Origin of the sequence: Streptomyces griseus subsp. griseus (genome assembly GCF_000720255.1) — a bacterium.
In the GTDB taxonomy this organism is placed as follows: Bacteria; Actinomycetota; Actinomycetes; order Streptomycetales; family Streptomycetaceae; genus Streptomyces; species Streptomyces griseus_I.
The window spans coordinates 1-13,381 of the sequence record NZ_JOJE01000048.1; the positions used below are offsets into that span (position 1 = coordinate 1).

Annotated in this window: 9 protein-coding genes and 2 pseudogenes; 5 read left to right on the plus strand and 6 right to left on the minus strand. The window is 69.3% G+C overall.

The window, feature by feature from the left end; translation table 11 throughout:
- The 4 genes and pseudogenes from IG99_RS48215 to IG99_RS37665 form a co-directional block, all read left to right on the plus strand.
- Positions 1-96: pseudogene (locus IG99_RS48215) on the plus strand (2-deoxy-D-gluconate 3-dehydrogenase); the annotation flags it as partial.
- 14 nt (positions 97-110) lie between these two features.
- The gene (locus IG99_RS37655; protein WP_037682512.1) at positions 111-1,076 is read left to right on the plus strand and encodes an aldo/keto reductase; all 966 of its coding nucleotides are present in this window, start codon (positions 111-113) and stop codon (positions 1,074-1,076) included.
- Between the two features lie 235 nt (positions 1,077-1,311).
- Positions 1,312-4,428, plus strand: a complete 3,117-nt coding sequence (locus IG99_RS37660) for an RICIN domain-containing protein (protein ID WP_037682405.1) — start codon at positions 1,312-1,314, stop codon at positions 4,426-4,428.
- Positions 4,429-4,609: 181 nt separating this feature from the next.
- Positions 4,610-7,036, plus strand: a complete 2,427-nt coding sequence (locus IG99_RS37665) for a SpoIIE family protein phosphatase (RefSeq protein ID WP_037682407.1) — start codon at positions 4,610-4,612, stop codon at positions 7,034-7,036.
- 139 nt (positions 7,037-7,175) lie between these two features.
- On the opposite strand, the gene IG99_RS37670 is transcribed toward IG99_RS37665, so the two are convergent.
- The 4 genes and pseudogenes from IG99_RS37670 to IG99_RS37685 form a co-directional block, all read right to left on the minus strand.
- On the minus strand, positions 7,176-7,613 hold the full coding sequence (locus IG99_RS37670; protein WP_037682408.1) for a nuclear transport factor 2 family protein: 438 nt from the start codon (positions 7,611-7,613) through the stop codon (positions 7,176-7,178).
- Positions 7,604-8,410: an MBL fold metallo-hydrolase gene (locus tag IG99_RS37675; protein WP_037682409.1), complete on the minus strand. Its 807-nt coding sequence runs from the start codon at positions 8,408-8,410 to the stop codon at positions 7,604-7,606. Before IG99_RS37675 ends, IG99_RS37670 begins: the two co-directional genes overlap by 10 nt.
- Positions 8,411-8,447: 37 nt before the next feature.
- Positions 8,448-9,077, minus strand: coding sequence for a DsbA family protein (locus IG99_RS37680; RefSeq protein ID WP_037682410.1), 630 nt, complete (start codon positions 9,075-9,077; stop codon positions 8,448-8,450).
- A gap of 420 nt (positions 9,078-9,497) precedes the next feature.
- Positions 9,498-10,146: pseudogene (locus tag IG99_RS37685) on the minus strand (sialidase family protein); the annotation flags it as partial.
- A gap of 198 nt (positions 10,147-10,344) precedes the next feature.
- On the opposite strand from IG99_RS37685, the gene IG99_RS37690 reads away from it, so the two are divergent.
- Positions 10,345-11,685 carry a jacalin-like lectin gene (locus tag IG99_RS37690; protein ID WP_037682411.1) on the plus strand — a complete coding sequence of 447 codons (1,341 nt, stop codon included), beginning with the start codon at positions 10,345-10,347 and terminating at the stop codon, positions 11,683-11,685.
- 81 nt (positions 11,686-11,766) lie between these two features.
- Here IG99_RS37690 and IG99_RS51535 read toward each other — a convergent pair whose 3' ends face one another.
- Both IG99_RS51535 and IG99_RS37700 read right to left on the minus strand, forming a co-directional pair.
- Positions 11,767-12,261, minus strand: a complete 495-nt coding sequence (locus IG99_RS51535; RefSeq protein ID WP_037682516.1) for a MarR family winged helix-turn-helix transcriptional regulator — start codon at positions 12,259-12,261, stop codon at positions 11,767-11,769.
- Between the two features lie 114 nt (positions 12,262-12,375).
- Positions 12,376-13,317 carry an AraC family transcriptional regulator gene (locus IG99_RS37700; protein ID WP_234312088.1) on the minus strand — a complete coding sequence of 314 codons (942 nt, stop codon included), beginning with the start codon at positions 13,315-13,317 and terminating at the stop codon, positions 12,376-12,378.
- Positions 13,318-13,381: the final 64 nt, after the last annotated feature.

Sequence of the window (13,381 nt, forward strand, 5' to 3'; positions counted from 1 at the left end):
GACCTCGCCGGCGCCACCGTCTTCCTCGCCTCCGACGCCGCCGCCTACATCCACGGCGTCCTCCTCCCCGTCGACGGCGGATGGCTCGGCAGATGACCGGCACAGACGTCATGCGACAACGGCAGATCAAGAACACGTCCGTCTCCCTCACGGAACTCGGCTTCGGAGCCTCGGTCATCGGCAACCTGTACCGGGTCACTCCCAGCGAGGACGCGACCGGCGCGGTCGACGCCGCCTGGGAGGCCGGCGTCCGGTACTTCGACACGGCGCCCCACTACGGGCTCGGCCTCTCCGAACGCCGCCTGGGAGCCGCCCTGCGGGACCGTCCGCGCGGGGAGTACGTCATCTCCTCCAAGGTCGGCCGGCTGCTCGTCCCCAACGAGCATCCGCGAGGCGCCGACACCGAGGGCTTCGCCGTGCGCGACGACCTGCGCCGCCAGTGGGACTTCAGCCGCGACGGCGTTCTGCGCTCCATCGAGGCATCCCTGGAACGCACCGGGCTGGACCACCTCGACGTCGTCTACCTCCACGACCCCGACGACCACTGGAGGCAAGCCGCCGACGAGGCCATGCCCACCCTCGCCGAACTGCGCGACCAAGGAGTCATCGGCGCGATCGGCGCCGGCATGAACCAGTCCGCCATGCTCGCCCGCTTCCTGCGCGAAACCGCCGCCGACGTGGTCATGCTCGCCGGACGCTACACCCTCCTCGACCAGTCCGCCCTGGACGACGTCCTGCCCGCCGCGGAGGAACAAGGCAAGAGCGTCGTCGCGGTCGGCGTCTTCAACTCCGGTTTGCTCTCCCAGGACCGGCCCGACGAAGGCATGAAATACGACTACCAGGACGCCCCGCCCACGCTGGTCGCCCGCGCCCGCGCCATCGCCGACGTCTGCGCCGGTCACGGCACGACCCTCCCCGCCGCCGCGATCGCCTTCCCCCGTACACACCCCGGCATCGTCAATGTCACCCTCGGCATGCGAGACCGGGAACAAGTGACACGGAACGTGGCACTCCACCGAAGCACCGTCTCCGAGTCGCTCTGGGACGACCTCCGGTGCCAGGGGCTGATCAGGTGATGGACACGCGTTTCGACGGCGCCGCGAGCGCCTGCCACCGCCCGCCCGACCGATTACGCCCGCCGCTCCCCCGTCACGAATGAGTCGGCACCGTTGCTGACGGTGCGCACCCGCTCCCGGCCCCGAAGCCCTGGGGACCGGGCCTGATGAAAGATCCGCGTCTACCGCACCGCGAACATGCACGGAGCCGCCGTATGAACGCCTGCTCGACCGTACGAACCAGCAGGAGGGGCAGATGAAGACAGTCATCTCCCCCGTCCGCAAGGTGTCCGCCGCGCTCGCGGTGGGGGTCACCGCCGCGCTGCTGACAACCCTCTCGACGCCGACCCCGGCCTCGGCCACGACCCAGGCGACGTACTACGTCGCCCCCAACGGTAACGACGCCAACTCCGGGACGATCACGGCGCCGTTCAAGACCCTGCAGCACGCCCGGGACGTCGTGCGCACGGTCAACAACAACATGACCGGAGACATCAACGTCTTTCTCCGGGGCGGCACCTACCCGGTGAGCAGCACCATCAACTTCACCTCGGCCGACTCCGGCACGAACGGGCACCGAATCGTCTACGCCGCCTACCCGGGCGAGAAGCCGGTCCTGGACGGAGGCGTTCAGGTGACCGGCTGGACACAGCAGAGCGGGAACATCTGGAAGGCCACCCTCAACCGCGACAACAAGCTCCGCGCCCTCTACGTCAACGGCAAGCGCGCCCAGATGGCCTCGAAGACGATCAACTCGGCAGGCTGCTACGCGAATTACAGCTTCCCGAGCCCCCAGCCTTCCTGGGCCTGGGACTCGCCGAAGACGACGTGCGACCAGATCAAGTACAACCTCTCCGACCTGCCCGCCATCGCGTCCAACCAGGACGACGTCGAGATCAAGACGGCGACGACCTGGACCACGGCGATCGTGGGTGTCAGCCAGATCACCACGAGCTCGGACGGCGCCAACCGCGTGGCCAAGCTCCAGGAGCCGGGCGCGGCGATAGCCCAGGCCGCATACAACGCCAACTTCCAGGCCACCGGTACCCAGACGTTCATGAACGCGTACGAGTTCCTGGACCAGCCGGGCGAGTTCTACTACGACAAGTCCACCCACACGGTGTACTACTACAAGTCCAGCTCCGACGACATGACGACGGCGCAGGTCTTCGCGCCGAACAACGTGTCCACCATCATCAAGATCGCCGGCACGTCCACGAGCGACCACGCGAAGAACATCACCCTCTCCGGTCTCACGGTCGAGCACTCCGACTGGAATCTGACCAATGTGGCGGGTTCCGTGTTCCGGCAGGGCCAGCAGGGCAACGCCAGCGCGAACGTGTACACGAGGCAGAACTTCCACGCCTACTCGTACCGCAATGTCGACCTGCCGCCCGCGGCCGTCCAGATCGAGAGCGCCGACGGGATCGTCCTCCAGCGCGACACGGTGCAGCACACCGGCGCCGACGGGATCACCCTGGCCAACGACGTGACGGACTCGCAGTTGACCGGCAACTTCACCAATGACGTCGCCGGATCCGCCCTCACCGTGGGACACCCCCAGCACGTGTACATCGGGAGCGCGGACCCCGACCCGAACGACCCGCACGAGAAGTACCCGGTGAGTGTCGAGGGCGTCTGCAAGAACATCACCGTCACGGACAACTACCTCTACGACAGCGCGGTCCTGTTCCAGGGTTCCAGCCCTGTGTCGGCGTACTTCGTCGACACCCTTGACCTGGAGCACAACCGGATCGAGAAGTCCCCGTGGGCGGGCATCACGCTCGGCTGGGGATGGGACAACTTCGACGGGACGTCGAACTCCAACGTCATCTATCCCGGGTCCCCGACCACGACGGCGAGGAACAACACCGTCAAGTACAACGAGCTCCTCAACACCATGCAGGTGCTCGGGGACTCCGCTCCCATCTACACGCTGGGCAAACAGCCGAGCACCGAGATCAGCAACAACTTCATCCAGGGTGAGCCGGCCGGCCACCGGTACGGGATCCACCCCGACGAGGGCTCCGCCTACATCAACGAGCACGACAACGTCCTCGACGTGGACCCGAACGTCATGTGGGTCATGAACACCGGCACCTGGGGACGGCAGAACAACCTGACCGTCACCAACAACTACGGCCCCCGCAACACGATCTTCAGCAAGAGCGTCACGAGCAGCACCATCAACGATGTGCGCGTGTACCGGGACAACGTGTGGCCGTCGCAGGCGTACGGCATCGCCGTGAACGCGGGCCTGGAAAACGCCTACAAGGACATCATCCCCGCCGCCGACACGACTCTTCAGGACTACGCGCTGCCCACCGGCGTCTTCACCGGCAAGGGTGATGTGACCATTCCGGTGCGCAGCCCGGGAGACTCGACCAGGACACTCTGGCTGGCTCCCTCCGGTACGACGACGTTCACCGCCGGTCCCACCATGACCAGCGCGAGCGGCACCGCGACCAGCATCAACGTCCCGCAGGCCGCCGGTGACTACCGCCTCTACATCGTCGACGCCCAGGGGAACGCCTCCGCCGCGTCGAAGGCGCTCGTGCGGCAGCGCTGGAACCACGTCGACGACAAGGCGGCCGGGGTGACCTACTCCGGCACGTGGTCGAACTGGAACGACACCAAGGACATGAACGGGTCCGAGAAGTTCACGAGCACCGCGGGCAACTACGCCGAGTTCTCGTTCACCGGCTCGGGCGTCCGGTACCTCAGCATGACGCAGCCGAACATGGGCAAGGTGGATGTCTACATCGACGGCACCCTCGCCCAGGCGGGCATCGACGCCTATGGCTCGACGGTGACGAAGCAGGTGCCGCTGTTCGAGAAGACGGACCTCGCGGCGGGCCCCCACACGATCAGGGTGGTGTGCACCGGCACGAAGAACGCCGCCTCTTCCGGCACTGTCTGCGCGGTGGACGCGTTCGCCTCCATCGGGTTCCCGGCGACGAACGCCAACTACAAGATCGTCAACAAGGGCAGTTCCAAGGCGGTCGACGTCTCGGGCGCATCGATGTCCGCCGGAGCCAACGTCATCCAGTGGAGCGACAGCGGAGCCGTGAACCAGAACTGGGTCTTCGCCCCGGTGGGTGACGGCAGCTACGAGATCGTCAGCCGGAACAGCGGCCTGCTGATGGACGTCAGCGGTGGCGTCACCACGGACGGCGCGAACATCGTCCAGTCGTCCGACAACAACGTCGCGAACCAGCGCTGGACACTGGTCGTCACCGGAAACGGCTACTACAAGATCAAGAACGTGAACAGCAACGACCTGCTCACCGTGTCCTCGGGAGGCACTCAGCTCGTCCAGTCGACGGACACGGGCGCCGACACCCAGCTGTGGAAGATGGTGAACGTGGACTGACCCCTGAAGGAGGTCAATGACCTGCGGGGACGGTGCCGGCGACACAAGCCGGCACCGTCCCTCTGCTATGCCCGGCGTCCGGTCGGTTGAGCCGCGCGCGGAGCGGCAGGATGCTGGAGGCAGTGCCTGTGGCGTGCGCTGAGCGCGTACGGGAGTCACAGCAGAACGAGGATGGGACCCCATGGACAACGAGTCCGTCATCACCGGGGCATCGCGAGGCGCAGGAATGCCCGAGGACTTCGCCGTGGTCGTCGATGCCAGGGCGAGGATCATGGTGTGGAGCTCCGGGGCCCGCGAGCTGCTGGGATACGGGGCCGACGAGGTCGTGGGCCGACCTGCCGCCGACCTGCTCGCCGCGGACCTGCCCCTCGCCACCCGGCGCCACCTGTCCGCCGGTACGGCCTGGACGAGCGACGTGGCGCTGCTGCACCGGGACGGCGACCGCGTCACCGCGCGGTTGCGGGGGACGCCACTGGCGGACGCGGACGCCAGGCCCCTCTGGCTCGTAACCGGTGCGGCGCCGACGTACCCCTCCGGGCCCGCCACCGCCGAAACGGCGGCCCTGTGGGGCCGGACGCTCGCGCAGCTCCCGCTGCCCGTGGCGATCTACGGTCCCGACGCCCGGTTCGTCGCCTGCAACCAGACCATGAGCCGGGCCATGGGAATGACGGAAGCGGAGATGAGGGGCCGGACCCTGCCCGAGATCCAGCCGGCCCATGAGGAGATCGATCGCCTGCAGCGGCAGGTCCTGCGCACCGGTGAGATGATCCACCGCGAGGAGCGGCCCGGTCGTGCGCTCGGCGAGGTCCACGATCATGCCTGGTCTGTCTTCCTCACCCCCCTGAAGGACGAGAGCGGCACCGTGCAGGGGCTGTCGGCGCTGGTCATCGACACCACCGAGCAGTACTGGGCCCGGCGCCGCCTGGAAGTACTCAACGACGCCGGTCTGCGCATCGGCAGCACGCTCGACGTGACCCGGACCGCCGAGGAACTGGCCGCGGCGGCGGTAGGGGGGTTCGCCGATTTTGTCGCCGTGGACCTGCTCGAGTCCGTCGTACGAGGCGACGAGCCCGAGCCGATGTCGCCCACCGAACCGGTCGTCTTCCGCCGTTCGGCACATGACTCGGTGCTTCCCGGCTGCCCGGAGGCCGTGGTCCCGGTGGGCAGAACGGGCATCTGCCCACCGGGCTCCCCGCCGGCCCGGGCGCTGCTCACCGGACGTGGCACCCGGCACCGTATGGGTGACCCCGTGCTGCGGGACTGGCTGGCCATCTCCCCACAGCGCGCGGAAACCGTGCGACGGCACGGCATGCACTCGGTGCTGTTGGTGCCGCTGCGGGCACGAGGGGTCACCCTGGGTCTGCTGCACCTGGTGCGCCACCGTACGCCGGAGCCCTTCGGCGACGACGACCTGCTGCTCGCCGAGGAGCTCGCCGCCAGGGCGGCCGTCAGTGTGGACAACGCCCGCCGCTACACCCACGAGCGCCGGACCGCGCTCGCCCTCCAGCGCAGCCTGTTGCCGGACCGCCTGCCGGTCGTGGCCGCGTTGGACCTGGCGTACCGGTATCTGCCGGCCGGTTCCGCGAGCGGTGTCGGCGGGGACTGGTTCGACGCCATCCCGCTGTCCGGGGAGCGGGTCGCCCTGGTGGTGGGTGACGTGGTGGGCCACGGTATCCACGCCTCGGCCACCATGGGCCGCCTGCGGACAGCCGTCCACACCCTCGCCGACGTCGATCTCGCCCCCGACGAGCTGCTCACCCAGCTGGACGACCTCGTCATCCGCCTCGACCGGGAGGAGGGGCCGGATGCGCGGCGCCCGGCGGACGAGTCATCGGGGGAGGTCGGCGCCACCTGCCTGTACGCCGTGTACGACCCGGTCTCCCGTCGGTGCCAGCTGGCGCGGGCCGGGCATCCGCCGCCCGCCCTGGTGACTCCTGACGGCACCGTGCTCTTCCTGGACCTGCCCGCCGGACCACCGCTCGGCCTGGGCGGTCTGCCGTTCGAGGCCGTCGAGGTCACCCTCGACGAGGGCAGCCTGCTCGCCCTCTACACCGACGGTCTGATCGAGACCGCCGATCGGGACATCGACGTCGGACTCGATCTGTTGCACGACGCGCTGAGCAGTCCGGCCCCCGACCTGGAGGAAGCCTGCGACCGCGTGGTCCGCAAGGTGATGCCCGCCGCTCCGGCCGACGACATCGTCCTGATCCTGGCGCGGACGTCCGCGCTCGACCACAACCACGTGCACACCTGGCAGCTGCCCCCGGACCCCGCGGCTGTCGCCGGGGCACGCAAGATGACGGACGACCAGCTCAACGAGTGGGGCCTGGACGAGCTGACCTTCTCCACCGAGCTGATCGTCAGCGAACTGGTCACCAACGCCATCCGTTACGGCCGGTCCCCGATCCAGCTCCGCCTCATCCGCAGCGACGCTCTCATCTGCGAGGTGTCCGACGGCACCCACACCGCCCCGCACCTGCGACGGGCCCGCACCTTCGACGAGGGCGGGCGCGGACTGCTGCTGGTCGCCCAGCTCGCGGAGCGTTGGGGCAGCCGGCAGACACCCACGGGCAAGACGATCTGGGCGGAGCAGCCGCTGCCTGGCTGAGCGTACTCACGGAGGAAACAGGAGGCCGAAACCAGGAGTGGCAGATCGGCGGTGAGCCGCGCACGCAGCGGGCCGAAGAGCTGAATGCGGGCCGTACGCCGCGACCCGTGGGCGCGGCGTACGGCGGTGGTGCGGGAGGTCAGGCGGTCATGGCGTCCCGGACGAGGGCGGTGTCGACGAACTGCTCGAAGCGGACGACGAGTCCGCCGCGTACGACGAAGTGGTGCGCGACGCGGACGTCGATCGGCTTGCCGGTCGCCTTGTTGGTCGCGGTGTAGCGGGCGAGGACGACGACGTTCTCGCCGTCGACGACGTAGGTGTCGTCGTGGGCGGTCCAGCCGTCCCAGTCCTGGCCGAGCTGCTCCATGACGTTCGACGTCACGCCCTCGGGGGTGCGGTAGGTGCCGGCGAGGGGGAAGCCCGCCATTTCCGTCCACTCCACGTCCGGGGCGAGGGTGGCCCGCAGCGCCTCCAGGTCGCCGGCCGCGGAGGCCAGGTACTGACGGCGCACCACGTCGGCGGGAGCGGTGGAGGTCGCGAAGTCGGTGTTCTCGTGCGGCACTTGGGTCAGCCCCACTTCATCTCGCCCTTGGCGACCTTCGCGCCGATCTGGGCGGCGATCAGCATGCCGTTGTCGGGGTAGCGCTGGACGAGGGCCTCGGTCAGCGCGGCGCCGTCGGCCGCCTTGCCGAGCTCCTCCTCGAAGGCGAGCAGGTAGTCGCGGGTGGCGGTGATGGCGGAGGCGTCGGCGGGCGCGTCGGGCAGGCGGTGGCCGGGCACGACCAGCTCCGGCCGGAGGGCGGCCATCTCGTCCAGCAGGTCGATCCAGGCCTCACGGTCGCCGGGGGCGGGGGTGTCGGCGACCCAGACGTGCTCCTGCTGGAAGAGCAGGACACCACCGAGGAGGGCGCGGTGCTCGGCCTGCCAGAGGTAGTGGCGGTCGGGCAGTGCGGCCGGGCCGCCCTTGAGCTCGAAGCGGTGGCCTTCGAGGGTGAGGTCGCCGGTCAGGGGCTCGAGGTCGACCAGCCGGGTGGGGAGGTTCGGGCCCAGGGCCTCCCAGGCCTTGAGCTTGCCCGCGTAGGAGTGCTCGATGTGCTCGATGACGATCGGAGTGGCGACGAACTTCGCCTCCGGGAAGGCGTCGGCGAGGACCTCGGCGCCGAAGTAGAAGTCGGGGTCGCCGTGGCTGACGAAAACGGTGGTCAGCTTCTTGCCGGAGTCGAGGATCTCGGCGGCCAGGCGGTGACCGTCGGCGCGGGTGAAGGCGGCGTCGACCAGCAGGGCATCGTTCTCGCCGGTGACGAGCGTGGCGGTCTTGTTCTTGCTGCCGGCGGGGAAGTCCAGGTCGAGGACCTTGAAGGACAGGGTGCTCATGGCGGTTCCTTGGTGGGTCGGGGACGGATCGGGAGGATCAAGAGGTGCTGCGGGGCCCGGTGAGGGCCGCGAGCCGCCGCTGCACGTCGTCGGTGGTGGCCTGGCCGCGTGCCAGGGCGGCCGCGCGGCCGCCGTCGACGGCGAGAAGGGTGGGGAAGCCGTCGACGCCCAGCGCGGCGGCGCGTGCGAAGTCGGCTTCGGCCGCCGCCCGGGCCTCGGGCGCTTCGAAGGCGGCGGCGACGGCGTCCGCGTCCAGGCCGTGCTGCTCGGCGATCTTCCGGTAGGTGGCGGTCTCGGAGAGGCTGAGGCCGTCGACGTAGAAGGCGCGCTGCGCGAGGGTGGCCAGCTCGGCCGCGCGTTCGGGGGCGACCTGGCGCAGGGCGGCCACACCGCGGGCGGCGGCCTCCGAGTCCATCACGAACGAGCCGTCGGCGATCAGCCGCTCGTAGGCGTCGCCGAACTCGGCGCCGGTCAGCTCGGCGATTCGCGCGTTCGCGCCCTGGACGTAGCCGAACTCGCGGATCGGTACGCGCCGTTCACCGGTGAACAGGCCGCCGGAGATCACGTCCACCGCGAGTTCCGGGTGCAGGGAGGCCACCTCGCGCAGTGTGGAGGAGAACCCGTGCGACCAGCCGCAATAGGCGTCGAAAACGTAGACGAGCTTCATTGAGGACCTCGGCAAGACGGTGCGGTGCCCGCCTGCTGCGGGCGTTTCACCTGACACAACAGTACCTGATGCGTCAGATATTTCCATGATCGGGTGACTGTCGCCACACCCACCCGGCACCGGCCCGCACGGCACAGCATCAGACAGGAGGCGGGGTGAACCGGCTCGCCGGTCCACCCCGCCTCCGCTCACCGTATGGTCACCGCGCGGTCGCCGAATCCCAGATCAAAGGCGTCTCGTCGAAGACCACGGCGATCTTGAACGGGGTTCCGGCCGCGATCGTCCTCGGCAGTGTCACGCTGCCCTTCTGCTTCTGGTCGAAGGCGACCGGGCCCAGGTCCGTGACCTTCCCGCCGGACGTGAGCAGGTAGACCCGGCCGGTCACGTTCGCGTGCGGGTCCGCGTCTGCCGGGTCGGACACCGCCGCGTCCTGGCCGACCGCGCCCGCGCTGCCGCCCTGCCAGCCGCCGGTCGTGATGACGTTGACGACCTTCCAGGTGCGGCCGTCGTCCGCGCTGGAGTACAGGGCGATCGCCAGATCGCTGCGGTCACCGTCGTTGGACGGCCTCCAGTCGGGGTCGGCCGCCTTGTGTTCCTTGTAGTAGTGGTCGTCGCCGGACACCACACTCGCGAGCAGCAGCGTGCCCGCCTTCAGGTTCCCGACGCTCTGCGGAAGCACGTACAGGTACGGGTTCGTCCAGTTGCTCGTGTACTTGGCGTACTCGGGGTCGGTTGACAGGTACGCCGGCGCCTTGACCTCGGACAGCGCCTGCCAGGTCGTTCCGCGGTCGTCGCTCTTGTAGACGGGGAGGGTCTCCCCGTCGGCGCTTCCCGTCCTGGGCACGACGGTGGCCTTCTCGAACGACGCGACCAGGCGCCCGCTCGGCAACTGTGCCGACTTCGGGTAGACGGCGCAGTTGCCCCGCCCCTTCAGGCATGGCTCGTTGCCGAGTCGGTAGAGGGTCCCGCCCGTCGGGTTGTAGGCCTGGGCGCCGGCGGCCGGCACCGCGAGCAACGCGGACGCCGCGGCGAAGGTGCCCAACGCCCTGCGTGTCCTACTTCTTCTCATGGTTCCTCCTCGAAGAAGCCGTCGGGCGTATGACTGCGCCGCCATGACTGCGCAGACATATGTACGCAGTTGAACTGTCCCCGTCAAGACCGTGAACAGGATCGCGCGATCGGCCGCTCTTGACGCAACCGGTGACAAGATTGTGTTACTCGCGGTAAGTTCCGGCCCTCCACTCCCCGTTCTCAGGAGTTCCGCTCCATGCGCCGTCTACTCACCTGCCTCGCAGCGGCGTCAGCCGTGTTCGCCGGGTTCCTCACGAACGCGCCTCCCGCCGCCGCGGACACCACCTCCGGGTCCTTCAGCGTCCTCTCCTACAACGTCGCCGGGCTGCCGGAAAGCATTTCCAGCGCCCCCACTCCGCGCCAGTCGAGCACGACGACCATCGGCAGCCGGACCGGCGGCTACGACGTGGTCAACGTCCAGGAAGACTTCAACTACCACGCCTACCTCTACGCCACCGACACGCACCCCTACCGCACCCCGACCAGCGGCGGAGCCGGTATCGGCAGCGGACTCAACACCATGTCGGGCATCCCCTACGACACCGACGACTTCGAGCGGGTGCGCTGGAACTCCTGCCAGTTCGACTCCGGCGACTGTCTCACGCCCAAGGGGTTCAGCTTCATGCGCGAGCGCCTCGCCGAAGGCGTGTACGTCGACTTCTACAACCTCCACACCAACGCCGGCACGAACGACGGCGACCTGGCCTCGCGGGCGGACAACCTCAACCAGCTGACGGCCTTCATCAAGACCCACTCGGCCGGAAACGCCGTCGTCGTCATGGGCGACACCAATACCCGCTACACCCGCTCCGGTGACACCATCGCCGAGTTCGCCGCGGCCAACGGCCTGACCGACCCGTGGGTTCAGCTCATCCGCGGCGGCACACCGCCCGCGAAGGGCAGCGACGCCCTGGTCTGCGACCAGACCGGGCCCACGGTGCCCAACACCTGCGAGGTCGTCGACAAGGTCCTCTACCGCGGCAGCAAGCTCGTTTCCCTCCAGGCGACCTCGTACAACAACGAGCACGCCAAGTTCCTCACCGGTGACGGGCTGATGCTCTCCGACCACGACCCGATCAAGGTGGCGTTCACCTGGGCGCGCAACGCCGACTTCCAGCTCAGTGACCAGTTCGGCGGACCGCACGGCGACTACTACACCGACATCGACGCCGTACCGGCGGGAGCCCGCCCCGTCACCCTCTCCTTGCGCAGCGGCTCCCGCCTCGACGGCGTCGGCCTGACGCTCGGCAACGGCAGGACCCTCACCCACGGCGGAACCGGCGGCACGGTGTCGTCCCTGACGCTGGGCAGCGGGGAGTACATCACCTCAGCCCAACTGTGCCAAGGCCAGAAGGACGGCCGCACGCGCGTCTTCTACGCCAAGTTCAGCACGAACCTCGGCAACAGCCTGTCCGGCGGGACCACCACGTCCGACTGTCTGACGCGCACCGCGCCGTCGGGCTGGCAGATCGCCGGGTTCCACGGGCGGGCCGCCGGCGAGGTCGACAAGCTCGGCTTCATCTACACGAAGCGCTGACAGGGCCGGAGCGGCCCCGGGCGAGGACACCTGGGCCTCGCCCGGGGCCGTGCCGCTCGGGACCACTGACGGCGAGTGTCGTCAGGGCAGCCTGGGAAGCATGTCCCGGGCCGAGTGGCTCAGGCGGCGGAGGTTCTCGGCGAAGCCGTCCCGCTCCTCGACCGGCAGGGGCGCCAGGAAATAGCGCCTGATGTTCTCCACGTGCACCCGCGACGCCGCGACGGTGGTCCGCTCCCCCTGCGGGGTGAGGCACACGAGCTTCGCCCGCCGGTCAGCGGGATCCTCGACGCGCGCCACCAGCCCGGCCGCCTCCATGCGGTCCACCAGGCGTGTCGCCCCTCCGGTGGTCAGCACCTGCTCCTGGGCGATGGCCCGCATCGACAGCCCCGGCTTCCCCGCCCGGCCCAGGATGAGCAGCACCTCGAACACCAGATGACTGACACCACACTCCGCCTCCAGAGCCCGGCCGAGAAGGTACTCCAGCCGGTTCGCAGCCCCCTGCAACCGACCGAAGGCGAGGACCAGCTCGTTGTCAGCGGCCTCCTCCGGCGTCGAGATCTCCGCCTGCTCGTCCACAGTTCTGGCGCCCCTTCCGTCCTGCCCCCCGTCCGTCCACCGATCATCCCCCACGCCGGTCGTGGCATCGTCCACGGCCGGATCACCGTCTCACCGCTCGGGGCAGCTCCTCGTTCATTGCTGACCGTGATGGGTCTGGCGGAAGGTACCGGGGGTCGAGCCGGTGTGGCGGGTGAAGAACTTGCCGAAGTTGGTGGGTTCGGGGAAGCCCAGGCGGCGGGCGATGGTCGCCACCGGTTCGTCGGTGTGGGCGAGCAGCCGCTGGGCCTCCAGGGCTACGCGGCCGTCGATGACGTGCTTGACGGGCTGTCCGGTGGCGGAAACGCAGGCGCGGGTGAGGGTCTTGACGGTGTAGCCGAGGCGGTGGGCGTAGTCGGCGGCGCGGCGGGTGGTGGCGTAGGAGCGTTCCAGCTCGGCGCGGAAGCGGGCATAGACCTCGCCGCCCGCGTGCGGGTCGCCGCCGCCGTCGGGGTGCGGCAGCCGGTCGACCTGCAACAGCACGGTGGCCAGCAGGAGTTGGAGTATCTCGGCCGAGATCGTCGGCTCCGGCCTGCCGTACTCGGCGCGCAACTGGCCCAGCAGGGTGGACAGCACCGCGTACTCGGGGCCGGCGCCCAGCTGCCAGCACCCGGGCCCGTACCACTCGTTGACCAGTCGGTCGGCGCTGCTGGAGTGGGGCGGGAAGGCCGGCGTGAACAGCAGGTGCGTGCCGCCGGCAGTACCCGGCCGCACGAAGCTCTGCACCTGTCCGGGGCGGATCCACAGCAGGGTGCCGGGACGGCAGGGATGCGTCACGAAGTCGATGGCGTGTTCACCGCTGCCCTCGGTGATGAGGGTGAGGGTGTGGAAGTCGACCCGGTGCACCGCGCCCGGCCGAGTGCGCCGACGGCGGCGCCGCTCGTGCAGGGTGGCCAGGTCGATGATCTCGAAGCCGGGGATCCGTTCCTCGGGCGGGTTGAAGTCCAACCGAGGGATGGCACCGCCCCGGGAAGGATCCGCCGCGTCATTTGCCGCGTCACGGTCCGCGGGGGTCATCACCGTCTCCGCGGGGATCATCTCGGTCTCCTGAATGTCCTCGATTTACCATGCCGCGTCTCCAGCGTATCTCGTCTGCCTGCGG